The 24,012-nt window shown below is 35.5% G+C and carries 19 protein-coding genes, 4 pseudogenes and 3 other annotated features; of the genes and pseudogenes, 20 read left to right on the forward strand and 3 right to left on the reverse strand.

Translation table 11 applies throughout. The features are described from left to right. Positions 1-148: 148 nt before the first annotated feature. From mqnC to H1D32_RS06600, 9 genes and pseudogenes are all read left to right on the forward strand, one after another. Positions 149-1,256 (forward strand): annotated as a pseudogene (mqnC, locus tag H1D32_RS06565) (cyclic dehypoxanthinyl futalosine synthase). 232 nt (positions 1,257-1,488) lie between these two features. Next, complete coding sequence (ytxC, locus tag H1D32_RS06570; protein WP_261177450.1) at positions 1,489-2,193, forward strand: sporulation protein YtxC; 705 nt, start codon at positions 1,489-1,491, stop codon at positions 2,191-2,193. Next, the gene (gene ytxC / locus H1D32_RS25295; protein WP_396126150.1) at positions 2,187-2,348 is read left to right on the forward strand and encodes a sporulation protein YtxC; all 162 of its coding nucleotides are present in this window, start codon (positions 2,187-2,189) and stop codon (positions 2,346-2,348) included. The genes ytxC (H1D32_RS06570) and ytxC (H1D32_RS25295) overlap by 7 nt, the downstream gene beginning before the upstream one ends. Positions 2,349-2,481: 133 nt before the next feature. Then, positions 2,482-2,708 (forward strand) — a binding site (T-box leader). 39 nt (positions 2,709-2,747) lie between these two features. After that, positions 2,748-4,690, forward strand: a pseudogene (gene thrS / locus H1D32_RS06575) (threonine--tRNA ligase). Between the two features lie 162 nt (positions 4,691-4,852). Further along, positions 4,853-5,785 (forward strand): substrate-binding domain-containing protein, encoded by a 933-nt coding sequence (locus tag H1D32_RS06580; protein WP_261177451.1) that lies wholly within the window; start codon positions 4,853-4,855, stop codon positions 5,783-5,785. A gap of 1 nt (position 5,786) precedes the next feature. After that, positions 5,787-7,694, forward strand: coding sequence for a sensor histidine kinase (locus H1D32_RS06585; protein WP_261177453.1), 1,908 nt, complete (start codon positions 5,787-5,789; stop codon positions 7,692-7,694). Continuing rightward, positions 7,666-8,319 (forward strand): response regulator, encoded by a 654-nt coding sequence (locus tag H1D32_RS06590; RefSeq protein WP_261177454.1) that lies wholly within the window; start codon positions 7,666-7,668, stop codon positions 8,317-8,319. The genes H1D32_RS06585 and H1D32_RS06590 overlap by 29 nt, the downstream gene beginning before the upstream one ends. Before the next feature lie 340 nt (positions 8,320-8,659). After that, positions 8,660-10,120: a multiheme c-type cytochrome gene (locus H1D32_RS06595; protein WP_261177455.1), complete on the forward strand. Its 1,461-nt coding sequence runs from the start codon at positions 8,660-8,662 to the stop codon at positions 10,118-10,120. A gap of 2 nt (positions 10,121-10,122) precedes the next feature. Continuing rightward, on the forward strand, positions 10,123-10,575 hold the full coding sequence (locus H1D32_RS06600) for a NapC/NirT family cytochrome c (RefSeq protein ID WP_261177456.1): 453 nt from the start codon (positions 10,123-10,125) through the stop codon (positions 10,573-10,575). A gap of 72 nt (positions 10,576-10,647) precedes the next feature. On the opposite strand, the gene H1D32_RS06605 is transcribed toward H1D32_RS06600, so the two are convergent. Next, complete coding sequence (locus H1D32_RS06605) at positions 10,648-11,082, reverse strand: hypothetical protein (protein ID WP_261177457.1); 435 nt, start codon at positions 11,080-11,082, stop codon at positions 10,648-10,650. Positions 11,083-11,287: 205 nt separating this feature from the next. Here H1D32_RS06605 and H1D32_RS06610 point away from each other — a divergent pair, with 205 nt between their 5' ends. From H1D32_RS06610 to H1D32_RS06635, 6 genes are all read left to right on the forward strand, one after another. After that, on the forward strand, positions 11,288-13,468 hold the full coding sequence (locus H1D32_RS06610; protein WP_261177458.1) for a sensor domain-containing protein: 2,181 nt from the start codon (positions 11,288-11,290) through the stop codon (positions 13,466-13,468). Between the two features lie 164 nt (positions 13,469-13,632). After that, positions 13,633-13,752 (forward strand) — a sequence feature (ribosomal protein L20 leader region). Between the two features lie 143 nt (positions 13,753-13,895). After that, the gene (gene infC, locus H1D32_RS06615) at positions 13,896-14,399 is read left to right on the forward strand and encodes a translation initiation factor IF-3 (protein WP_261177459.1); all 504 of its coding nucleotides are present in this window, start codon (positions 13,896-13,898) and stop codon (positions 14,397-14,399) included. Positions 14,400-14,451: 52 nt separating this feature from the next. Continuing rightward, positions 14,452-14,652 carry a 50S ribosomal protein L35 gene (rpmI, locus tag H1D32_RS06620; protein WP_071315687.1) on the forward strand — a complete coding sequence of 67 codons (201 nt, stop codon included), beginning with the start codon at positions 14,452-14,454 and terminating at the stop codon, positions 14,650-14,652. 46 nt (positions 14,653-14,698) lie between these two features. Continuing rightward, positions 14,699-15,052, forward strand: a complete 354-nt coding sequence (rplT, locus tag H1D32_RS06625; protein WP_261177460.1) for a 50S ribosomal protein L20 — start codon at positions 14,699-14,701, stop codon at positions 15,050-15,052. Between the two features lie 154 nt (positions 15,053-15,206). After that, positions 15,207-15,470, forward strand: coding sequence for a DUF1294 domain-containing protein (locus tag H1D32_RS06630; RefSeq protein ID WP_261177461.1), 264 nt, complete (start codon positions 15,207-15,209; stop codon positions 15,468-15,470). A gap of 67 nt (positions 15,471-15,537) precedes the next feature. Continuing rightward, the gene (locus tag H1D32_RS06635) at positions 15,538-16,122 is read left to right on the forward strand and encodes a TVP38/TMEM64 family protein (protein ID WP_261177462.1); all 585 of its coding nucleotides are present in this window, start codon (positions 15,538-15,540) and stop codon (positions 16,120-16,122) included. A gap of 160 nt (positions 16,123-16,282) precedes the next feature. On the opposite strand, the gene H1D32_RS06640 is transcribed toward H1D32_RS06635, so the two are convergent. Beyond that, positions 16,283-16,666: a sigma-w pathway protein ysdB gene (locus tag H1D32_RS06640; RefSeq protein ID WP_261177463.1), complete on the reverse strand. Its 384-nt coding sequence runs from the start codon at positions 16,664-16,666 to the stop codon at positions 16,283-16,285. A gap of 131 nt (positions 16,667-16,797) precedes the next feature. Between H1D32_RS06640 and H1D32_RS06645 the strand changes: the two are divergent. Together H1D32_RS06645 and H1D32_RS06650 are read left to right on the forward strand one after the other, a co-directional pair. Then, positions 16,798-17,282, forward strand: a pseudogene (locus H1D32_RS06645) (dUTP diphosphatase). Positions 17,283-17,390: 108 nt separating this feature from the next. Beyond that, positions 17,391-18,467: a M42 family metallopeptidase gene (locus H1D32_RS06650; protein WP_261177464.1), complete on the forward strand. Its 1,077-nt coding sequence runs from the start codon at positions 17,391-17,393 to the stop codon at positions 18,465-18,467. Between the two features lie 419 nt (positions 18,468-18,886). Here the strand turns inward: H1D32_RS06650 and sspI are convergent, their stop codons facing one another. Next, positions 18,887-19,096: a small acid-soluble spore protein SspI gene (sspI, locus tag H1D32_RS06660; RefSeq protein ID WP_071315693.1), complete on the reverse strand. Its 210-nt coding sequence runs from the start codon at positions 19,094-19,096 to the stop codon at positions 18,887-18,889. 208 nt (positions 19,097-19,304) lie between these two features. On the opposite strand from sspI, the gene H1D32_RS06665 reads away from it, so the two are divergent. The 3 genes and pseudogenes from H1D32_RS06665 (at position 19,305) to pheT (ending at position 23,981) form a co-directional block, all read left to right on the forward strand. Then, entirely contained in the window at positions 19,305-20,066 is a 762-nt protein-coding gene (locus H1D32_RS06665; RefSeq protein WP_261177466.1) for a TrmH family RNA methyltransferase, read from the forward strand. Between the two features lie 62 nt (positions 20,067-20,128). Then, positions 20,129-20,359: a binding site (T-box leader), on the forward strand. A gap of 73 nt (positions 20,360-20,432) precedes the next feature. After that, on the forward strand, positions 20,433-21,467 hold the full coding sequence (gene pheS, locus H1D32_RS06670) for a phenylalanine--tRNA ligase subunit alpha (RefSeq protein WP_261177467.1): 1,035 nt from the start codon (positions 20,433-20,435) through the stop codon (positions 21,465-21,467). Positions 21,468-21,555: 88 nt separating this feature from the next. Then, positions 21,556-23,981: pseudogene (gene pheT, locus H1D32_RS06675) on the forward strand (phenylalanine--tRNA ligase subunit beta). The last annotated feature ends 31 nt before the right edge of the window (positions 23,982-24,012 follow it).

The following is a 24,012-nucleotide window of genomic DNA, read 5'->3' on the forward strand; positions in this document are numbered from 1 at the left end:
AATGATGAAAGCATTGCATCGCAGTTACTGCTACTAATTCTATATTATACATTTTACTTTAAAATGTGTTACGATAGATTAGACTTGTTTAAAAAAGATGTAACTAGATTTATAAATCTTATCTACTAATAGAGATGGGGGTTTTTACATGACAATTGATCATATTCTTGAGCGTGCTGTTAAAGGTGAGCGTCTGACAATTGAAGATGCTATTAATTTATATGAAAGTAATGAGGTAGAGAAAATTGGTGCTGCTGCAAACGAGGTTATGAAAAGTGGCATCCTGAGCCTATTACTACATTTGTAATTGGACGAAATATTAACTACACAAATTTTTGTGATACGTATTGTCGTTTTTGTGCCTTTTATCGACCACCTGGTCATGAAGAGGGTTATGTGTTAGAAGATGATCTTATTTTAGATAAAATCCAAGAAACAGTAGATGTAAATGGAACGGAAATTTTAATGCAAGGTGGAACACATCCAGATCTTCCACTAAGCTATTATACAAACCTTTTAAGAAAAATTAAGGAACGTTTTCCTAACATCACAATGCATTCATTTTCTCCGGCTGAAGTTTGGAAAATGGTTGAAGTTTCAGGACTAAACTTAAAAGAGGTACTGTTACAGCTTAAAGAAGCAGGGCTTGATTCAATTCCAGGTGGTGGTGCGGAGATCTTAGATGACCGTACAAGACAAAAAATTAGTAAGAAAAAAGGTTCATGGGAAAAATGGATTGAGTGTATGAAGATGGTTAAAACTGTTGGAATGCATGGTACAGCAACAATGGTTATCGGTTTTGGTGAATCAATTCAGGAACGAGCTTTACATCTTCAGCGGATCCGTGATGCTCAAGACGAATCAAACTGCTTCTTAGCGTTATTCCTTGGACATTCCAACCAGACAATACAAATCTTAAAGCCGAAAAAGTGACTCCTGATGAGTATTTGAAGAATTTGGCTATCTCAAGACTATTCTTAGACAATATCCAAAATTTCCAATCATCATGGGTAACCATGGGACCTGAAATCGGGAAGAAATCTCTTTCTTATGGTTGTAATGATTTTGGTAGTACGATGATGGAAGAAAACGTAGTATCTGCTGCAGGTGCTACTCATAAAGTTAATTCTAATTTAATTTTAAGACTTATTCGTGAAGCGGGTAAAATTCCAGCACAGCGTGATACAAAGTATAATACCCTTCATGTATTTAAAGAAGAGGAAACAACTGATAAAGATTTCGTTATGCAAAACTAAATGTGAAAGCCGATAAGTAACTTATCGGCTTTTTGTATGTTTTTTGAGCTATGAAAAAGTACTTATCAGCACTTTTAGAATGCTCTTCGATCCTTTATTATCTGTTGACAACATTAACTTTAGTAATAAATTTGTTCTAATAAGCATTTTTTAGGATAAGCCCCCATATACATGTAAAGAAAAAATGGACACTAGGTGTAGTTGCGTCTAATTGTTGTGGGAGGGGCTTTCATTGATAGAGATTTATTTACAGAATAAGCTCGATCGGTATTATTTGTTCAAAAATTTTAAAGCTGGGCTTTATACTTTTATAAAAAATGGAGTAGTAGAACTTTCGTTAGCTAGTGACAGATTAATTATAAAAGTGGACAATACATTTGATTTTGAAGAGACTATAAAGCCGGTGTTGACGGAAATCTTAAAAAAGCATGTAATTGAAACAAAAGAAGATATTTGGTTGTTAGATGTTATCCAAAATATATTCTACTATGATGTACCAGAGGAACAATCACAAATTCTTGCAATGGCAAAATCAATCTTAGCTGGGGAACGCTTAGAACTTCCGAATGTAAAAAAAATGTTTTTTACAGAAAAAATGATTCATGACGCTTTTACCAACTTCCTAACGAGAGACATTAATTTTTGCTATGAATCTTTCTTAACTTTCCGTTTAAGAGGTTACTTAGATAAGCTAATCGATTGTGTTGAGATGGCAATTGATGAATTTCAACTAGAACAAGAATATCAAAATTTAGTAGAGAATTTCCGTTTTTACTTAAAAAAGCGAACGCCAAAATTAACATGCGTTCATCTCGTTATTGATGGAAGTTTTACTTTTTATGATGAGTATTTTCACCAACTTTCTTACGAGAAAATTGAGCATTATCTAGATAGAGAAATCATTTTGAAAAGGGAATTCCCATTCAAGAAATGGTAATCAGCCCGCTTGTTAGCATTGCACCATTGGAGGTTCACTTGTACAGTGATGATGTAGATAATAGTGTCATTCAATCTATCCAAAATATTTTCCAGGAACGGGTTAAACTAAATAGAAAAGATCATTTTAAAAAAAATAATTATAAAATCACCTAATATTGGAAGATGATGGCTTCGATGATAGAGAACTATAAATCATATCGAAGTCATTACTATGAATAGAAACAGAAAATAAACTTGCTTTTCTAATTATAAATCCATATAATAACCTACATAAGCTAAATACATCAAAAAAGTCTTGATGAGGACATGGGTTTTATTTTACGGTTTTAAGAGAGGGAAGTGCTGCTGGGAGCTTCCTAACACGGAAATAATACTTACCACCTCTGAACTTCAGTAGGGAAATTTAAAGTATCTACTGACGGCTACAAACCGTTATTTTCTCATAAGTCACATTTACCTATTCGTAAATGTGAGAATGAGGGTGGAACCACGAGCATAACACTCGTCCCTTTTTAGGGATGAGTGTTTTTTATGTTATTACCATTTTTTAGAATGAAAAAGGAGTGTTTAGAAATGAACCAAGTAAAGGTTACATTCCCAGATGGAGCAGTACGGGAATATGCTAATGGAGTAACGACAGAGGATATTGCAGCCTCTATTAGTCCAGGCTTAAAGAAAAAAGCTGTTGCTGGTAAACTAAATGGCAAAGTGGTTGATCTATTATTGCCTATCACAGAAGATTCAGCAGTAGAAATCGTAACACTTGAATCGAAAGAAGGCCTAGAAGTTTACCGTCATAGTACGGCTCATCTAATGGCTCAAGCGTTAAAGCGCCTTATCCAGAGATCAAGCTAGGTATTGGTCCGGTGATTGAAAATGGGTTCTATTACGATGTTGATTTGGAAAATCCATTGAAGCCAGAAGATCTTCCAGCAATTGAAAAAGAAATGAAAAAGATTATTAATGAAAATATTAAAATTGAACGTAAAGTTGTGACTCGTGAAGAGGCGTTACGTATTTATGAAGAAATTGGAGACCATTTAAAGCTTGAGTTAATTCGTGAGCTTCCTGAAGGTGAAGAAATTTCGATCTATGAGCAAGGTGAATTCTTTGACTTATGCCGTGGGCCACATCTTCCATCTACTGGAAAGATCAAGGCGTTAAAATTAATGAGCATTGCAGGAGCATACTGGCGTGGAAATAGTGACAACCAAATGTTACAGCGTATTTATGGTACTGCCTTTCCTAAGCAAAGTGATCTTGATGAGTATTTACATTTTATTGAAGAAGCACAAAAACGTGACCACCGTAAATTGGGTAAAGAACTTCAATTATTCATGTTCTCTGAGGAATCACCTGGTATGCCTTTCTATTTACCAAAGGGGCAAGTTGTTCGTACAGAACTTGAAAACTTTTCAAGAGAATTACAACGTGGGGCAGGATATGACGAGGTTCGTACACCATTCATGATGAATCAACGTTTGTGGGAGCAATCTGGTCATTGGGAACACTACCATGAAAACATGTATTTCTCAGAAGTTGATAATACAAAATTTGCAATGAAACCAATGAATTGCCCAGGCCATATGTTAATCTTTAAAAATGAACTTCATTCATACCGTGATCTTCCAATTCGTATGGCTGAGTTTGGCCAAGTTCATCGCCATGAATTAAGTGGTGCGTTAAATGGTATGATCCGTGTTCGTACATTTTGCCAAGATGATGCTCACATTTTCGTAACACCAAAACAAATTGAATCAGAAATAAAAGAAGTGTTTAAATTAGTTGATCAAATCTATAAGACATTTGGTTTTGAATACTCGGTGGAACTATCCACTCGCCCAGAAAATTCAATGGGCGATGATAAATTATGGGAGCAAGCTGAAGATGCGCTTCGCAATGTATTAGAAGATCTACAATTACCTTATCAATTAAATGAAGGTGATGGCGCATTCTACGGTCCAAAGATTGACTTCCACATTAAAGATGCTCTTAAACGTAGTCATCAATGTGCGACAATACAGGGTTGATTTCCAAATGCCTGAGAAGTTTGATTTAACGTATGTGGATGAAAACAACAACAAAGTTCACCCAGTTGTCATTCACAGAGCAATTTACGGTTCGATTGACCGTTTCTTTGGTATTTAGTTGAGCATTTTGCTGGTGCATTCCCTACATGGTTAGCCCCAGTACAAGTAGAGGTAATCCCAGTTAATGAAGTTCATGTTGATTATGCAGAACAAGTAAAGGCAAAGCTATTAGAAGCTGGCGTACGAGTTCATATCGATAATCGTAACGAAAAACTTGGTTATAAGATCCGCGAAGCTCAAATGCAAAAAACACCTTATATTCTAGTGTTAGGTGACAAAGAGATTGAAGAAAGTGCTGTAAACGTACGTAAATATGGTGAGCAAAACTCAGAAGCAGTTGGCCTTGAAACGTTTATCTTTAACATTAAAGAGGAAATTGCTACAAGAAAAAATAATTTAGTATAGATATGGTTAAAAAGCTGTGATTAACGTCATGGCTTTTTTTATTCATAAAACTGTTGTATTCTTTACCTCCTATGCACCGTTTTAAAATATACTTAAAATAGATTATTGTTTTAATTAAATGGTCAAAGAGCAATTGCGTCGAGATGGAAAGAGGGGATAAACATGCAATATATAAAATTAATTTTTATTATTGTAATTTTTGGTTTTCTTATAAGCATTTCAATAGCATGCTCAGTTAAAGCCCCAGAAACAGTTATTGCGTTAACAGAAGCCAGTTTAGTAGATTCTGAAGATGAATCACTAAATCATGATGAAGAAACTCTAAAGTTTGCGATTGTCTCAATTTTATCGATTCGTGAAACCCACCGTACATTTCATAAATTTGCCCAATATTTAGAGGAAGAATTAGGACGACCGGTCGAAATAATCCAGAAACAAACGTATACGGAAGTAAAGGAACTTTTTGAACGTGATGAAATTGATGCTGGAATAGTATGTGCCTACCTTTCAGTAGTAGGAAGGCGAGAAGGCATTATTAAAAAGATCGCGATGCCGGTTATAGATGGGGAAAAACAGTTTACATCTTATATTATTACTAAAAATAATAGCAGTATTAATTCAATGGAGGATCTTTACGGAAAGAACTTTGCATATTCGGATTCTTTATCATACTCAGGTTATTTAGTTGCAAAATATAATATCGTTCAAGGAGGATTTGACTTTAATAGTTACTTCTCAAATGCTTATTACACATATAGTCACGATAATACAATTTTAGCTGTAGCAAATGGATTAGTAGATGCAGGTGCAACCCATAGTGTAGTGTTTGATAAATTAAAAAAAGAAAACAATCCTATTATTGCAGAAATAAAAATCATTGCAGAAGGAGAATTAGTTGGACATTCTCCAGTTGTGATTAATCCAAATATAGACCCAGATCTTGAAATTAAGCTACGGGAAGTTATTTTATCGATGCATAAAGATGAGAAAGGGAGAAAAGCCCTTGAAAAGTTAGGTTATGATTATTTTGATGTACCAGATAAAGATCTATTTAAACCGATTATTAAAATGTTAAAAGACTTAGGAGATCTGTAGGATGAAACGGCTCTATCTTTTATTTATTTCTGTATTGAGTAATAGTAGCGTGAAAACGAAGGTTCTAGGAATGACAATCGGGTTAGTTATACTAATGGCCATAACGAGTACCATTATCCTCAGGGAAATTCTAGTCGTAAAACTTAGTGAAGATTTAGATCGTCGAGCTGTTTCAATCGCTAGTGATTTAAGTTCTCGTAGTATTGATTATACAATACTAAAAGATATTTATAGTCTGCATAATTTACTACAAGACACAACTCAACACAACCCTGATATTGAATATATTTTTATTACTGACCAAGACTTAAACGTTTTGATTCATACCTTTGGACCAGATTTTAAGATATCGGAGGATCTCTTAAATATAAATTTGCTTGAAGTAGGTAGTCATTTTGAAACTAAGCAGTTAGTGACTTTCTCTTCAGAAAATGGGGTTATTCATGATGTCATAGCTCCTATATTTTCTGGAGAGGCCGGATTTGTTAGAGTTGGTTTAAATGAGGAACAAATCTATAAAACAATCGATGCTATTACCTTTATATTAATTTTATCGACGATTTTTGTTGGGGCTATTGGTTTTGTGATTGCGTTCTTTCTAACGAAATTTATGTATCGTGATTTAATGCATTTAATGGAGAAAAGTAAACAAGTTGCTGCAGGAGATTTAGACTGTAATGTTGATATTAATTCAAATGACGAGATTGGTAAGTTAGGAAAAGAATTTAATAGGATGATAAAGAAGTTAAAACAAAAAGAGCAAGAAAAAAATCAATATTTAAATGTACTACAGATGAGGAATAGTGAGCTCTCTTTGTTGCATCAATTAGCGGTTAGTTCAGTTGATATCAATAATTTTAATAAGCATTTAAAAAATGCTGCCGTCCTACTTATAAATGATTTGAATTTAAATAGCTGTTTTATTGAGTTAGACCTTGCTGGCGAAAAAATTGCTACGTTTCAGGGGAAAAATAGTTGTCAAAAAGGAAAAGACAAAGCTTGTGAAAATTGTGAACTCCATAAAGATGATCAAGTTCTGCATGAATCACAATTTTATCTTCCGATAGGGACATCCATGAAAATTGGTCAAATTAACGTTTGCTTTATCAATAAACCAGATGAAACAACGAAAAAATTCCTCTACTCTTTTGCTAGTCAACTATCTGTTGTAGCTGAAAATGCAAGGTTATGGAAAGAAATAAAATATAAAGAAGAGTTAAGGTTGAAGCTTCTTGAACGGGTGATAACAGTACAAGAAGAAGAAAGAAAAAGGATTTCAAGAGAACTTCACGATGAAACAAGCCAATCGATAACCTCCATCATCGTTGGCCTGACCTTACTTGAGGAACATTCAATTTCGGATGCGATGAAACAAAAGATTCAAGATTTAAAAGTAGTATCGCAAAAAACATTGGAGGAGATTCATTATATATCTTGGTCACTTAGGCCAAGTGTATTAGATGATCTTGGCTTATTACCAGCAATTAAAAAGTATGTCATTGAGTATATGAATAAATTTAATCTAGACGTTGATATTCAAGTGATTGGGTTTAATCAACTCCGCGTTTCTTCGATTATTGAGGTGACGATATATCGTGTTATACAAGAAGCTTTAACAAATGCAGCTAGGCATGCCGAAGCTGAAAATATAAGTATCATTCTAAAACATTCCAATGGTATTGTTTCGGTTATTATTGAAGATGATGGTAAAGGATTTGATGCTAATCAAATGTTAAATGCAAATCTTGTAAAGGATCATTTAGGTTTAAAAGGAATGCAGGAACGAATTGAATCTTTAGGTGGGAAACTATTGATTGAATCCAACGTAGGTATTGGAACGACTGTTTATGTGAAAGACATTTTGATTGGAGATGAACCTTGTGACAAAACCGAAAATTATGCTAGCTGATGATCACGGAGTGTTATTGTCCGGGATTCAACTATTATTATCAAAAGTAGATGAGTGGGAAATTATAGGAACAGTCTCACGGGGGGAAGAAGCCGTTGAGAAGGCCGCTATATGGAAACCCGACTTAATATTAATGGATATATCTATGCCTGGTATTGGTGGGATTGAAGCGACCAAGCAAATTAAAGAGATATTTCCACAAATGAAAATCTTAATGTTAACGATGTTTTCTGAGGAAGACTATCTAAAAAAGGCGTTAATGGCTGGTGCTTCTGGTTACGTTTTAAAGAAGGCTGTAGATACAGAGCTTATTTCAGCGGTCAATACTGTCCTTCAAGGTGAAACATATATCTATCCAACATTATCAAGCTTTCTTTTACGTGGTTTTGTTGAAGAACCAAAGGCTAGTCAACAAAAGGTGTGTCCATTAAGTGTAAGGGAAAAAGAAGTGCTTAAATACGTTGCTTTAGGCTTTACGTATCAAGAAATTGCGGAACAATTATTTGTAAGTGTAAAAACCGTCGAAACACATAAAGCGAGAATTTCTGAAAAATTAGGCATGAAGAAGAGATCCGAGTTAGTACGCTATGCAGTTGCTCAAGGACTAATATCAATTAGTGATTAAAGCTAGGGAGATTTTATTTCCCTAGCTTTTTTTCTAATCTTTTAGGTTATTAGATTTGGATCTAAGGAAGTTAGCGATATGTGCCAATAAATATCATTTCATTGTTTTACATATTATTTAAACTCGTTTGTCAGGGTTTTCCCGGATAGATTAGGGGGAATACGCAATTTTAATTACCTGAAAATAAGGGTTTTTACAGAAGATAACCATGAATTTAACTGATAAAAAATATGTGATTTTGTGTGAAAATGTAGTTAAGCAAGAAATGCTCATTAAACATTAAAGGTATTTCAAGTTTACTCAAAAATAAAAAAGGAGGAAAAGAAATGAAAAAAGTCGATTGCTAATCTTAGCAATCCTCATAGTTGCTATTGCGACAGTTGTTTCAGGATGTACCACTAAAAAAACAACAACAACACCTATAGCTGTAGCAGCCGAGGAATTATCCTATTATGACAAATTTGTTGGACCGGAAAAATGTGCAGACTGTCATGACGACCATATGGAAAATTGGGAAACATCATGGCATACCAAAAAAACTATTGAAGGACCCGCACTTGGGGGAGGCGATCTCATCTGGGATTGGGTTCCTGCTAAATGGGATCAACTAGATTCTTATTTGATTTTGGATCAAAAAGATAAAGACACTCTTTATGTATCTACTAAAAAGTATGCTTTAGATGAAGTGGCTTTCTCAGTAGGAAGCGTCCGGAAGCAACGCTACTTGGTTTACTATGATGGGTCACCAATGGAAGCATACTTGGCGTACACTGAAAATGGTGGTATTAGTTTCGAGGTAGATAAATCTCAAACTGTTCAATTTGAAGGTAACAAAGAGCGTGCAGGTTATAACTTTTTATTTTTAGAATTACACAATGAGGATGACATTAGAGGTTACGGTGAGTTTCGTTCATGGCAAGAACGTTGTATTGGTTGTCATACAACTGGATTTAACCCAGAGGCATGGAACGAAGCCAAAGAAGAATTTATTAACGGCGAACGTGAACATTTAAGAGATACTTTTGTCACGACTGTATCAATTAGCTGTGAATCATGTCATGGTCCAGGTAAAGACCATGCAGACTTCCCATTACGAAAAGGGAATATCATTAATCCAGCAAAACTGGCTATGGATGATCCGACACGTAAAATGGTTTGTGAGCAATGTCATACTCGAACACAAACAAACATTCTTTACGGGAATGGCGCAAATGACAACCGTGGCTTTAAGCTAGGTGAACATGTATATACTGAAATTATGCAATACACTCGTCCTGCTTGGGGCACAGGAAACCGACAAGTTTCCATTGATGGGAAAGGACGTCGTGATCACCAGCAAGACATGGATATCCGATTACAGGATCATATTAAAGGCGGATCTACTATTCACGGACAAATGGCTTGTTTTGACTGTCATGACTCTCATAGCGTAGGAAATAATCCTGATAATCCACGCACATATGGTGAAACTCCAGTATCTAACTGTGTTACATGTCATGGACTTGATGCAGAAGAAAACTTGAAGGTTTTAAATGGAACTCTAGGTTGGGAGAAATTTGGTTTTGGAAATTGGGGTAACGAAGGTGGACGTAGTGGGAATAAACAGCATATTTTCAATTTTGACGATGAAGGGAGAACTTTCGGACTTACTGCAGATCAATATGTTTGGGCTCTGCTGAAAGATGGAAACCCTGCAGAACAAGAAGGTTGGGAATCAATTTGGCCGTGGGAAATTGAACTTTATGAAGCACAAGGACAAAAAATCTATATTGGCGAGAAGCCTTGGGAAGAGGGTGAATAGATATGACATATACTAAAAAGAAGCTATGGTTGATCATTTTAGCCGCTGTTTTTGCGGGGATCGTTATATCTGTTATCACTGTCGGAACAACAAGTGCTACAACGAAAAGTAGCTTTTGTTTAAATTGTCATGATGCACCTGAATTTTCATCGAGCATGGCTCAAACGCCTCATGGAAATCTTGAATGCTTAAGCTGTCATGGTGAAGGGTTCGTTAAAGACAAAATCAATGGTGTTGGCCATCTGATGAGCACAATTACGGGTAAAATGGATCCGAACGCATACCATGAATATGGGGCAGAAGTTGATAGTGAAAAATGTTTATCTTGTCACAATATTGAAAATACAAAACGTGATAGCGGTTCTGTAACAATGCATTTAAAGGTTGTCGAAAAAGATATGAGTTGTACACGTTGCCACGATACACTGTTCTTCCATGGACATGGTGTAGAATAATACAACGTAAAAAGCAAAGGTTGGCCAATTTAGTTGGTCAACCTTTTGTTTATTCTTTGGGCAGTATAAAATTTAATACTCCCTTTGAAACTTAATAGCCGGCCCTTCAAATGTAATATTTTTTAATATTTTGAGTTTATTTCTCCGTTTTGACTTTGTGTATTGTTGTTCGTAATGAGTAGCTATATCTTCGGGAAGTCCCTTTTCCTTAATTTCAGTTTTTAATTCCATTAATAAACTTTGAAAGGCCAAATCAATTTCCTTTTCTAATTGATTTCCTTTATCGACATAGGAAAAAAGAAGGGGGAGGGTGGCTTTGCCATGCTCCTTTTTAATTACATACTCTCGGTATGCTTCATCAATGAGATTGTTGAGTTTGTTAACAGCTTGCATTTCAATCTCTTCAAATCTAGGTAAAAATTTCTCGTTTAGTTCGATTTCTTGTCCATAAGTAAAGACATTTGGGAATAGTAAAAAGACTAAGAAAGTTATTGTTATATTTCGCAAAAAGATCACCGTCGCTTTATAATGGTAAAACATATCTTTTTAAGTATGAGATGTTACAAGCCGTTTTATCCAAATAGTGGATAAAAATCTTGATTTGTTCACAATTAGAAGGGTTAGTATGATTTTTTTCATTGATGACAAAGCAAAACAAATATAAAATGAATAGTATTAGGTAAGGGGAAGCTTGTCTTCTCGAGGGGGAATAATGATGAGTAAGGAAATTAACATAGCTAGAAATATTACTCCGACAAATCTCGTTTCCGACTTAAGAAAAGAACTTGTAAAACTACAGTTACAAAATGCTGAGGTTAGTGAGATCTTAGATGAACTAACCAATATTTGTTATGCATTAGACCGCTCTGCAATTGTTACAATCACTGATCGCCATGGCAATATCTTAAGTGTTAATGATAAATTTTGCGACCTATCTAAATATACTAGAGAAGAGCTTGTAGGGAAAAACCATAATATTCTTAAATCAGGACACCATACAGAAGATTTTTATAAACATATGTGGAAAACAATTACATCAGGTAATGTATGGGAAGGTGAAGTGAAAAACCGTGCCAAAGATGGAAGTGAATATTGGGTCAAAACTGCAATTTTCCCATTAATAGATAAAGATGGAACTCCATATAAATATATTTCAGTTCGTACGGATATAACTGAAGGAAAGCTCTATGAAGATAATCTAAGAGAATTACTAAAAGATGATTTTTTACAGGTAATGCAAAGCTTAGATAACTTTGTTTTTAAACTTAAAAAGTGTTCGGAAAGTAGGTTTGTTTTTACATTAATTGCTGGAAAGCTTGCTAAGGAACTTGGACTCATTGAAGAAGAACATTTAAACAAAGCGATCAAGGATATCTTTCCAAGTGATATTTATAAAAAATTGTTAACTCCTGCTGAAGAAACATTTAGTGGTTCAACAACTAAGTTTGAAGTGAGGTATAAGAAAAGGTACTTATTTGTTACTCTCTCTCCATTCTACCGTAATGGATCTGTGAAAGAAATTGTTGGGTCAGTAAGTGATATGACTGACTTGAAAAATTCTGAACTAATCGTTGAACATATGGCATATCATGATTCGCTAACAGACTTACCCAATCGCAGAGTATTAGACAAAGATATCTCGCATTTACTAGTTGAGGCAGAAGCAGTAAATAAACAGGTAGCTGTTCTCTTGATTGATTTAGATCATTTTAAACGGATTAACGATACTCTCGGTCATGCTGTAGGGGATTATATATTAATCATGGCTGCACACCGCCTACAAAAGTTACACATATCAAAGTATGTCAAAAGGTCAACGTTATACCACCTTGGCGGAGATGAATTTGTTTTTGTCTTATATGATACGACAGAAGAAACAGTTCAACAAGTTTGTGAATACTTACTTAGCGTGTTTGAAAGTCCATTTATATATAAACAAGCCGATATTCATTTAACGATTAGTATTGGTGTAAGTGTTTTTCCATCCACTGGAGAAAGTCCAGAAGATCTAGTGAAAAATTGCGATATTGCGTTATTTGCAGCAAAAGATAAAGGTCGTAATACCTTTCAATTTTATAATGTTGGTATGGATGAGTCTTTGCTGAAGAAGTTGGAAATTGAAAATGATCTTCGGAAGGCATTAGCACTAGGCGATCAACTACAGCTATTTTATCAGCCACAACTTGACCTTCGAAAAAAGGCAGTTGTTGGTTTAGAAGCACTCATTCGGTGGTTTCATCCTGAAAAAGGATATATTCCACCTCTAGATTTTATTCAGGTTGCTGAAGACAGTGGGTTAATTATCCCCCTAGGTGTTTGGGTCTTAAAAGAAGCCTGTACACAACTTAAGAAATGGCAAGAGCAAGGTTTTTCTGATTTGAGAGTTAGTGTAAATATCGCTACTAAACATTTTCAACATCCAAACTTTATAACAGATGTAGCCAGAAACTTGGAAGTTGCACAATTATCAAGTCAATCTTTAGAACTTGAAATAACAGAGAATAGTTTAATGGACAGTACGAAAACAACCATCGATACCTTGAAAAAAATTCAAGCCTTAGGTATCCAAATTGCGATAGATGATTTTGGGACAGGGTACTCATCAATGAGTTACTTGAAGAAATTTCCGATTTCTACTTTGAAAATCGACCAATCTTTTGTTTCGGAACTCCCTGAAAATAACGGAGATCGAGCTATTGTATCTTCAATTATTAATTTAGCTCATAATTTAGGCTTACGAGTCGTTGCTGAAGGTGTTGAAAATCAAGAAGCTTTAGCATATTTGGTAGATGAAAATTGTGATGAAATGCAGGGTTATTTCTTTAGTCGTCCAATCCCTTGTGAAGATGTTAAAACGTTTCTGGAAAAACATGTTTCAAATACCATGGATTAATTTTAAAAAAACACTTGATATCTAGTATAGTTTCTTGGTAAGATGAACAAGTCGATTTTTTAATTATTTTGTAGAAATGATAACTAATAGAAGTTACTTCTAGGATAAGTTGACAAACATATTGCTTATTTGGTATAGTAACTTAGTGAATAAAATATTGGAACCAATGCAAGAAGAAGCGCCCGCTTCTCACCTGGCTGACTACATGAGTTTGCAGGTTACTTTAGTTGATTACAAATCAATATAGGTGTGGGCGTAATATGCGTCTACACCTTTTTTATTTGGAAAAGACAGTCAATCTTCCAAATGAGAACGTCGTTTATTCCATTGCATGGATCCTTAACTACAATTCAACTAAGTATATTAATGCTTTAGTAAGTAAAGTTTTTCTAAAAAACCATGGAGGTGGCTAGTTATTAGTAAAGACATGTTAGTCAATGAGGGTATTCGTGCCCGAGAAGTTCGTCTTATTGGCCCTAACGGAGATCAAATTGGGGTAAAGACAAGACAAGAAGCTTTAGAAATGGCTCAAAATGCAAACCTTGACTTAGTTATGGTTGCACCTGCTGCTAAACCGCCAGTATGTCGGATAATGGACTTTGGTAAGTTTAGATATGAACAGCAAAAGAAAGATAAAGAAGCTCGTAAAAATCAAAAGATTATTACAACGAAAGAGGTTCGCTTGAGCCCTACGATTGAGTTGAATGATTTTAACACCAAGCTTCGTAACGCTAGAAAGTTTCTTGAAAAAGGAGATAAAGTAAAAGCAGCGATTCGTTTCCGTGGTCGTGCCATTACTCATTCTCAGATCGGTAAAGTTGTGTTAGAGCGTTTGGCAAAAGAATGTGAAGACATTGCAACGATCGAATCGGCTCCGAAAATGGAAGGCCGAAGCATGTTCTTAATTTTAGCTCCAAAGGCTGAGAAATAAGTTTAGAACATGAGATTTTAAATAGTAGTAATGAATAAGGGAGGATTTACCGATGCCTAAAATGAAAACTCACCGTGGTGCGGCAAAACGTTTTAAGAAAACAGGCTCTGGAAAGCTTAAGCGCTCGCATGCATACACAAGTCACTTATTTGCAAACAAATCAACAAAAGCAAAACGTAAGCTTCGTAAAGCCGCTATTGTTTCTAGTGGAGACTACAAACGTATTCGTGAAATGTTAACGTACAAAAAATAATTGATTATTTTCAACATAAAGTTGAGAATTTGAGGAGGGAAACACGATGCCAAGAGTAAAAGGCGGTTATGTCGCTCGTCGTCGTCGTAAGAAAGTATTAAAGTTAGCAAAAGGTTATCATGGTTCAAAACATAGATTGTTTAAAACAGCACAAGTTCAAGTAATGAAATCATTACTTTATGCTTACCGTGATCGTCGTCAAAAGAAGCGTGACTTCCGTAAGCTTTGGATCACTCGTATCAACGCAGCTGCTCGCATCAACGGACTTTCATACAGCCGTTTAATGCATGGATTAAAAGTTGCTGGTATTGACGTGAACCGTAAAATGCTTGCTGACTTAGCTATTAACGATGAAAACGCATTTGCTGAATTAGCAGCAAAAGCAAAAGCAAGTCTATAAATAAATTGAAAAGTCACTCTCATGTATGAGGGTGACTTTTTTTACAGTTTAGAGTGTACAGTTTAAAGTGTGAGTTATAAAAGAAGCTGAGAAGCTCCTGTATAACGATAAACTTTACACTCAAAACTATAAAATGAAGAAAGTAGGTTTTAGAGTGACAATCGAAGTACTAGTTGCATATGCTTTCTTGATTAATATTTTTTCTTTTATATCTATGTATGTGGACAAACAAAAAGCAATAAAAGGTCAGTGGCGTATTGCTGAGAAAAACTTTTTTATCATGGCAATTGCCGGTGGGAGTCTTGGAATTTTCTTAGCCATGAGGTCATTTCGGCATAAAACAAAACATGTAACATTTAAAGTCGGGATCCCATTGATCTTTTTAATCCAAATTGTCCTCATTGGTTATTATCTTTGAAATAATTTCATAATGGTTATAAGAGGTGTGTTTTTCGAAACAAGCCATTATAGAGAGGAGGGAACTCATGATTGACCACTTATCAGAAGCCATTCCAGTCTATATCGAACAAAGCGGAATTCTAGCACCGATATTATTTATTTTATTTCATTTAATACGTCCATTACTGTTTCTTCCTGTGATTTTTGTTTGTATGGTCGGCGGATATTTATTTGGAGTTTTTTATGGTTCGATTTTTTCGGTAGTTGGTTTAACATTAATGTGTATTATATTTTATTTCATCGCAAAAAAGTTCCCAAACTTTCTTTCGAAATTTGCGAAAATGAATAAAAAAATGCTTAAAAAAGGTCCATTAACGATGAATCAGATCATGGTTCTCAGAATAGTACCTTTTGCTCACTTTCATTTGTTGTCACTTTATGTCATGGAACAAACTAGTACTTTTAAGGAATATGCGAAGTATTCATTTTTAGGTGTAATTTTGCCCTCGATTATATTTACTAGTTTTGGACAAATGATCATTGACTTACCGCTATTTTATTCAATAGTACTTTTATTATTTTTATCAGTCGTTTTCTTTGGTGTAAGAAGAAAAACTGTTGAAAAGCAATCGAATATCCAGTGGAAAAACTTTTTTAAGGCTAGCTCTTAACATATACCAAAAAGAAAAGCAAACAAAAAGGCTGTAAATGTCCTAGACGACGTTTACAGCCCTTTTTATTAGAGAAGAATGGCAAACATATAACATTTTTAGGATTTGATATCTAGATTTATTTAGCGCCCAGCCTAAAGCGGGTGCTAGATTTTTCTTATTACCGAAGTAATAAATCTTTTATTGGACTTTTCCAAGTTATAGATGCATTAGGGTAGGCTAATAAGATTTCTTTCTCAATAAAATAAAAGTCTTCCTTGTTTAACCCTTGTAATTTATCCGTATTTTTTGCCCAGACTTGAATCGTCACAACTTCGAAGGCATTGTCAGTGGTACCTAGATATTTTTCACCTTCAAAAAGGACACCACGGTAGGTGATCAAGAAGTTTTTTCTGACATTTAGCTTATCATCCAAAAAGAAAAATAGTTTCTTTTCGTGTGCTAATTCCAGCTTCCGTTTTGGGTTTACAAAATATTTAATCGCGCTATATGCTAAAATAAAGAAGGCTATTAAAATTAATATTCGAAAAAGGAAAACGGCCATGACAATCACTCCTAATACTTTATCTTTAGTATAATATTTTATGTTAATAGTACAAAAATACTTATCTAATATTTACTACGTTTATTACTAAAAAAAGGTTTCAAATATTTAATTCAAGGAAGTGTGTTTTTATGAATTTAAGAAGAATGATACAAATGCAAACAGAACTTGATCATCGGATCAGACAAGAACACCATTTAGCAAACGTAAATTTACTCGACAAAAAAATCTTGGCTTTTCAAATAGAGCTTGGAGAATTAGCAAATGAAACTAGATGTTTTAAATATTGGAGTGTTAAGCCTATTAGCAGTAAGAAAGTAATTTTGGAGGAGTATGTAGATGGGGTTCATTTTTATTATCCATTGGAATTGATTTAGATGCCACTGATTTAAGTTTTGTGAAATTGGAAAGCGATTTAAACTTAACTCAGCAATTTAGTATCTTATTTCAGCTTAGTGGTCAATTAGCTAAAACAAAGGATACTGAAGATTTTAGGGCCCTCTTTACACAATACCTACATTTAGGAAATCTCTTGGATTTAACACTAACAGAAATAGAGGAAGCCTATATCGGGAAAAATGAAGTAAACCATCAACGCCAAGATCAGGGATATTAAATTGGTTTGTATGCTAGCTACGCAAATTTTATGGTTTTGTTTGAGAAAAATTTCGAGTATCGTTATAATTGTTTAGAATACATAATATTTAGTAGGGGGTTTTTACATATGGATGAGACATTAATGATGCTAAAAGCATTAACAGATGCAAATGGAATTCCTGGAAATGAAAAGGAACCACGTGATGTTATGAAAAAGTATATTGAACCATTTGCCGATGAAGTTACCCAAGATCACCTTGGTAGTTTGATTGCCAAAAAAACTGGGACTTCAGCCGAGCCTAAAATTATGGTAGCAGGTCACTTAGATGAAATCGGTTTTATGGTAACGAGTATTGATGATAAGGGATTTGTTCGCTTCCAAACAGTTGGTGGTTGGTGGGGACAGGTAATGTTAGCACAGCGAGTGACAATTATGACTCGCAATGGATATGTTCCTGGAGTAATTGGTTCAAAACCACCACATATTTTACCTCCGGAAGCACGCAAAAAACCAGTTGAAATTAAAGATATGTTTATTGATATCGGAGCTTCAAGTAAAGAAGAAGCAATGGAATTTGGTCTTCGTCCAGGAGATGCAATTGTTCCTGTTTGTGAATTCACCGTAATGAAAAACGAGAAAATGTTAATGGCCAAAGCATGGGATAATCGTATCGGATGTGCAATTGCTATTGAAGTTCTTCGACAGTTAAAGGATGTAGATCATCCTAACACAGTCTATGGTGTAGGCACAGTGCAAGAAGAAGTTGGTCTTCGTGGTGCCCGTACATCTGCTAACTTTATTCAACCAGACATTGGCTTTGCTGTAGATGTAGGTATTGCTGGGGATACACCAGGAGTTACCGACAAGGAAGCATTAGCAAAAATGGGTAATGGGCCACAGATTATTATGTATGATGCTTCAATGGTATCTCATAAAGGGCTACGCGATTTTGTTACTGATACTGCTGATGCTGCAGGAATCCCATACCAATTTGATTATGTAGCAGGTGGTGGAACAGATGCAGGTGCAATTCACCTAACTGCAAATGGTGCTCCAGCCCTAGCGATTACAATTGCAACACGCTATATCCATAGTCACGCTGCAATGTTACACAGAGATGACTTTGAGAACGCTGTAAAGTTAATTGTGGAAGTAATTAAGAAATTAGATAAGGACACAGTGGCGAAGATTACATTTGATTAATAGGTGAGTGAATTTCATCATTACCTTAATCGAGCTAAGAACTTAGTAGCGATAATAATAAATTATGAAATTCACTGAGGTATACTAAAAAAACGTTCAAGTGAGCGTTTTTTTTTAGCTTCTATGGAGAGTTAGATAATAAGTGAAAAAATCTTACAAAATGACTGATAGATATTCATAGCGCATTTAAAATAAAAATACTATCCAAGATTGGGGCGGTGCTGATATGAAAAAGATGCTGTGAAGTTAGCTACAGAAATTGTTCGCCTCGATCTTATGAGAGATGAATTATTAGAGGAATTGATAGTTCTAGCTGGAAATGAGGCTTTTGAGCTATTAAGAAAAATACAAAATAGTCAATGAGTGTGTTGTGTAACAATAATCTAAGAAAAAGCGATCCATTATGGACCGCTTTTTCTTTACCTTTGTAAACCTTGAGAGATTGATGAAATTACTTGTTGTCTGCTTTGTTCATCTGCTTGTCTCCAGTATACTTCAAAAAGTACACCTAAACCTGGAAGCATTTTCTCTTCGCCACTTTGCATGGCATCATCAATTGTTGCTTTTACATCGTCTTCAGTACTATTAGCGACATTTGCTAAAATTGCACCACGTAAATTAAATCCCATTGTTGGCCACTCCTTTTATGGTAAAATAAAAAAATAATCAGAGCCAATTGGCAGTTCTGTTATAGTATGACAACAATTGGACGAAAATATTTATAGTTTATAGTTTAGAGTGTAAAGTTTATAGTTTTTTTTAGTGCTTACTTCGAAGCTTCATTTACACACTCTACACTCTAAACTCTACACTTTAAACTAAAAAAAGGGGTTTACCATGGAACGGATTGACTCAATAAAAAACGTTAGAATTAAAAATGCTAAAAAGTTACATACTCGTAAAGGGAGAGAAAAGCTAGGAAGTTTCCTAATTGAAGGAGAACACTTAGTAGAAGAAGCGTTAAAATGGAAAGTTATTATTAATGAGATCTATGTGGAAGAAAAATTTCGCATTCCTTCAAGTTGGGACATAAATAATGTACCTGTTTATCTTGTAAATGATAATATCATGAAAGAAATTTGCGAAACAGAAACTCCTCAAGGGATTGTCGCGGTTTGTGAGTTAATAGGACGAAAACCATTACAACCTGAAGAAAATGGAAAGTATCTTTTGATTGATCAAATTCAAGATCCAGGAAACTTAGGGACTATTATTAGAACAGCAGACAGTGTCGGATTGTCTGGTGTGATTTTAGGTAATGGGACGGTTGATATATACAATAGTAAAGTCCTGCGTTCAACTCAGGGCTCATTGTTTCACTTACCGGTCGTAAAAGCAGAGTTGGATGATTGGATAGAAAAGCTTAAAGCAGCAAACATTCCTGTTTACGGTACGGCATTAGATGAAAGAGCAAAAGCTTATAATGAGGTATCAGGGCAACAAAGCTTTGCTCTTATCGTAGGTAATGAAGGTAGTGGTGTTTCAAAGGATCTGCTAGCACGTACCAATGAAAATCTGTATATTCCTAGTTATGGGCATGCAGAATCACTAAACGTCTCTGTTGCTACTGGCATTCTACTGTACCATTTAAGAAAATAAACCATAAAAGAGATTTGCCTTCTTTATAAAAATAAATTATAATTGAAAACGAATTTCATATTAGAAAGACTGAGAAAGAGAGTAGTAAGTTGCCATTCGTCATACAGGGATGAGACGCCTTAGACTGGAAGCGTTTCAATGATAGAAGCAATTGAATTCACTCTGGAGTCGGCACCGGAACGTAAGAGTATTCTTATTAAGGTTGCATCGGTCAAAGACCGTTATCAAGTTTGAGTGAACGTTTCATTTGATTCGTTAATTAGGGTGGTACCGCGAAGCTTTTCGTCCCTGTTGGGATGAAGGCTTTTTTTATTTACATATAAATGTCTAGCGCAAGTTTGCGCTTTCTAAAAAGGAGGAAAAAAAATGCAAGATCGTTTAAAGGAGCTGCAACAAGAAGCATTAAACCAAATTGAAGCAGCAGGATCATTAAAAGAATTGCAAGATGTAAAAGTAGCATACCTTGGAAAAAAAGGCCCTATTACGGAAGTTTTAAGAGGGATGGGAAAGCTTTCTGAAGAAGAGCGTCCTATCATTGGTCAATTAGCTAATGATGTTCGTGGGGCAATTGCGAACAAACTTGAAGACAAGGTGGCCAAGCTTGAGGAGCTTGAGGTAGAAAAGAAGCTTGCAAATGAAAGTATTGATGTTACCCTTCCAGGTAGACCGGCACAAGTAGGTTCGAGTCATCCATTAACCGCAGTTGTAGAAACAATTGAAGATATTTTTATTGGCATGGGTTTTTCAGTAGCTGAAGGTCCTGAAGTTGAAACCGATTATTATAACTTCGAAGCCCTAAACTTGCCGAAGGATCACCCTGCTCGTGATATGCAAGATTCATTTTATATTACGGAGGATATACTCCTTCGAACTCATACATCACCAGTTCAAGCGAGAACTATGGAAAAGTATAATGGCCAGGGTCCAGTAAAAATCATTTGCCCAGGAAAAGTTTTCAGGCGTGATGATGATGACGCGACACATTCACATCAATTTATGCAAGTAGAAGGACTATACATTGATGAAAATGTTCGAATGAGTGATTTAAAAGGTGTACTTTTAGAGTTTGCCAAGAAATTTTTTGGCCCCAACCAAAAAATTCGTTTACGTCCAAGCTTTTTCCCATTTACGGAGCCATCTGTAGAAGTTGATATATCGTGTGTTATCTGTAATGGTGATGGATGCCGCATCTGTAAAGAAACAGGTTGGATTGAAGTACTAGGTGCTGGTATGGTTCATCCACGTGTCCTAGAAATGGGTGGTTTTGATCCAAAGAAATACTCAGGCTTTGCTTTTGGTATGGGTGTTGAACGGTTAGCCATGTTAAAGTATGGAATTGATGATATTCGTCATTTTTACCTAAACGATAAGCGTTTTATCGAACAATTTAAACGAGCGTAAATAATAAGTATAAATAATTTGAAATTTGAAATTTGAAAGGTGTCCATTTCCGAGCGCTATGCACTTTTCTAACAAGGAGGAAACAAGAGTGTTAGTATCTTTTAATTGGCTTAAGGATTATGTCCAACTTAGTGACATTACAGCTGTAGATTTAGCTGAGCGCTTAACAAGAAGCGGTGTAGCTGTTGATATTGTACATCAACTTAATAAAGGGGTATCCAACGTTGTTGTAGGTCATGTTGTTTCAAGAGAACAACATCCAGATGCTGATAAATTAAGTCTGTGTCAAGTAGACATTGGTGAAGAAGAGCTTGTCCAAATCGTTTGTGGAGCGAAAAACGTTGCTCAAGATCAGAAGGTAGCAGTTGCTAAAGTGGGTGCAGTCCTTCCAGGAAACTTTAAAATTAAAAAAGCAAAACTTCGTGGACAAGCATCTCACGGTATGATTTGTTCTTTGCAAGAACTAGGCGTGGAAACAAAGTTCGTTCCAAAAGAAGTTTCAGAAGGGATTTTTGTTTTTCCGCAACAGGCTGAGATTGGTAAAGATGCGTTAGACTACTTAAATTTGCATGATGAAGTGCTAGAACTTGATTTAACACCAAATCGCGCGGACTGTTTAAATATGATTGGTGTTGCTTATGAAGTTGGAGCGATATTGAGCAGGGAAGTGACGATTCCAATTGCGAAAATAACAAATTGTAGCGACCATGTTTCAGATTATATACAAGTAAAGTTGAAGCTCCTCTTGATAACCCCCTCTATCGGGCAATGGTGATAAAGGATATAAAAGTTGGGCCTTCGCCGTTATGGTTACAAAATCGTTTAATGGCTTCAGGTATTCGTCCAATTAGCAATGTTGTTGACATTACGAATTATGTTCTATTAGAGTATGGACAGCCATTACATGCATTTGACTATGATCGCTTTGGTTCAAAAGAAGTAGTTGTCCGTCGTGCAACAGAAGGGGAAGAAATCATTACATTAGATGATACAACCCGTAAGCTATCAAAAGAACATCTTGTCATTACCAATGGGATTGAGCCTGTGGCTGTTGCAGGAGTAATGGGAGGAGCAAAGTCTGAAGTACAGAACGATACAACGACAATCCTACTTGAAGCAGCATATTTTAAAGGAACAACCGTTAGAAAGGCTTCTAAAGATTTAGGTTTACGTAGTGATTCAAGTGTTCGTTACGAAAAAGGGATCGATCCAAATCGGGTCGCTTTAGCTGCTGAACGTGCTGCACAACTTATTTGTGAGTTTGCAGAGGGGACAATTGTTGAAGGGTGTGTAGAAGTCAGTGATCTTGATGTTAAACCGCTACAGGTAGATATCACAGTTGAAAAAATTAATCGTTCGCTAGGGACGGAGTTAACAGTTGATGTGGTAGCACAAATCTTCAAGCGACTTCAATTCCTATTTTCAAAGAATGATGACCAATTTACTGTTTATGTTCCAACAAGGAGACCTGATATTACAATTGAAGCTGACCTGATCGAAGAAGTTGCTAGACTTTATGGCTACGATGAAATTCCAACAACGTTACCAGTTGGTCTAACTAGTGCAGGAGCACTAACTCCGTATCAAGTACGTCGTCGTAAAGTACGCCGTTATTTAGAAAGTGCTGGTTTAAATCAAGCTATAACGTATTCCTTAACTAGCCAAAAGAAAGCAAATAGCTATACTGAAGATTTAGGTAATATAACGCCAATTCGTTTAGCGATGCCAATGAGTGAGGACCGCAGTACATTACGAACAAGCTTAATTCCACATGTTTTGGATATTATTCAGTATAATCATAACCGTAAACTTGATGATGTTGCGATTTATGAAGTTGGTTCTATCTTCTTAACTGAACAAAATGAGCTAAGTAATCAACCGCAAGAAAAGGAAATGGTGGCTGGTGCTCTAACTGGTACTTGGCATAGTCACCTTTGGCAGGGTGAGAAAAAGAAGGGTGATTTCTTCGTTGTAAAAGGAGTTTTAGAAGGGTTATTTGATCAGCTAGGTGTCATTGAAAATATTCGTTATGAGACTGCTAAAAAAGGTGGATTTCATCCAGGAAGAACTGCAGCGATTACCTTAGCAGGTAAAGAGGTTGGCTTTGTAGGTCAAATACATCCTACACTTCAAAAAGAGCTAGATATAAATGAAACATTTGTCTTCCAAGTAGATTTAGAAGCAATCTTTGCTTATGAGGAAAAAGAAGTATTTTATGAAGAAATCCCTAAATTTCCAGCGATTTCTAGAGATATCGCGTTAGTAGTACAGGACACAACTCAAGCACAAGCAGTAAAAGATGTGATTGGCGAATTTGGTGGTACTTTATTAAAGTCAGTCCAACTGTTTGACTTATATCAAGGTGACAAAATAGAGCCAGGTTTAAAATCATTAGCATTTTCTCTAACATACTTCGACCCAAGCAAGACTCTTACTGACGAAGAAGTAACAAAAGTGCATAACCAAGTTTTAGATGGATTAAAAGAAAAATTAGGTGTAACACTTAGAGCATAAATGAAAGACGGAGGGACTTAACCTTCGGCAG

The organism is Anaerobacillus sp. CMMVII, from assembly GCF_025377685.1.
GTDB lineage: Bacteria > Bacillota > Bacilli > Bacillales > Anaerobacillaceae > Anaerobacillus.

Bases quoted from the DNA above. Each gene is read 5' to 3' on its own strand.
- ytxC (WP_396126150.1), top strand. From the start codon at position 2,187: ATGGTAATCAGCCCGCTTGTTAGCATTGCACCATTGGAGGTTCACTTG.
- H1D32_RS06580 (WP_261177451.1), top strand. From the start codon at position 4,853: ATGCAATATATAAAATTAATTTTTATTATTGTAATTTTTGGTTTTCTT.
- H1D32_RS06585 (WP_261177453.1), top strand. From the start codon at position 5,787: ATGAAACGGCTCTATCTTTTATTTATTTCTGTATTGAGTAATAGTAGC.
- H1D32_RS06600 (WP_261177456.1), top strand. From the start codon at position 10,123: ATGACATATACTAAAAAGAAGCTATGGTTGATCATTTTAGCCGCTGTT.
- H1D32_RS06610 (WP_261177458.1), top strand. From the start codon at position 11,288: ATGATGAGTAAGGAAATTAACATAGCTAGAAATATTACTCCGACAAAT.
- infC (WP_261177459.1), top strand. From the start codon at position 13,896: ATGTTAGTCAATGAGGGTATTCGTGCCCGAGAAGTTCGTCTTATTGGC.
- rpmI (WP_071315687.1), top strand. From the start codon at position 14,452: ATGCCTAAAATGAAAACTCACCGTGGTGCGGCAAAACGTTTTAAGAAA.
- rplT (WP_261177460.1), top strand. From the start codon at position 14,699: ATGCCAAGAGTAAAAGGCGGTTATGTCGCTCGTCGTCGTCGTAAGAAA.
- H1D32_RS06635 (WP_261177462.1), top strand. From the start codon at position 15,538: ATGATTGACCACTTATCAGAAGCCATTCCAGTCTATATCGAACAAAGC.
- H1D32_RS06640 (WP_261177463.1), bottom strand. From the start codon at position 16,666: ATGGCCGTTTTCCTTTTTCGAATATTAATTTTAATAGCCTTCTTTATT.
- H1D32_RS06650 (WP_261177464.1), top strand. From the start codon at position 17,391: ATGGATGAGACATTAATGATGCTAAAAGCATTAACAGATGCAAATGGA.
- sspI (WP_071315693.1), bottom strand. From the start codon at position 19,096: ATGGGATTTAATTTACGTGGTGCAATTTTAGCAAATGTCGCTAATAGT.
- H1D32_RS06665 (WP_261177466.1), top strand. From the start codon at position 19,305: ATGGAACGGATTGACTCAATAAAAAACGTTAGAATTAAAAATGCTAAA.
- pheS (WP_261177467.1), top strand. From the start codon at position 20,433: ATGCAAGATCGTTTAAAGGAGCTGCAACAAGAAGCATTAAACCAAATT.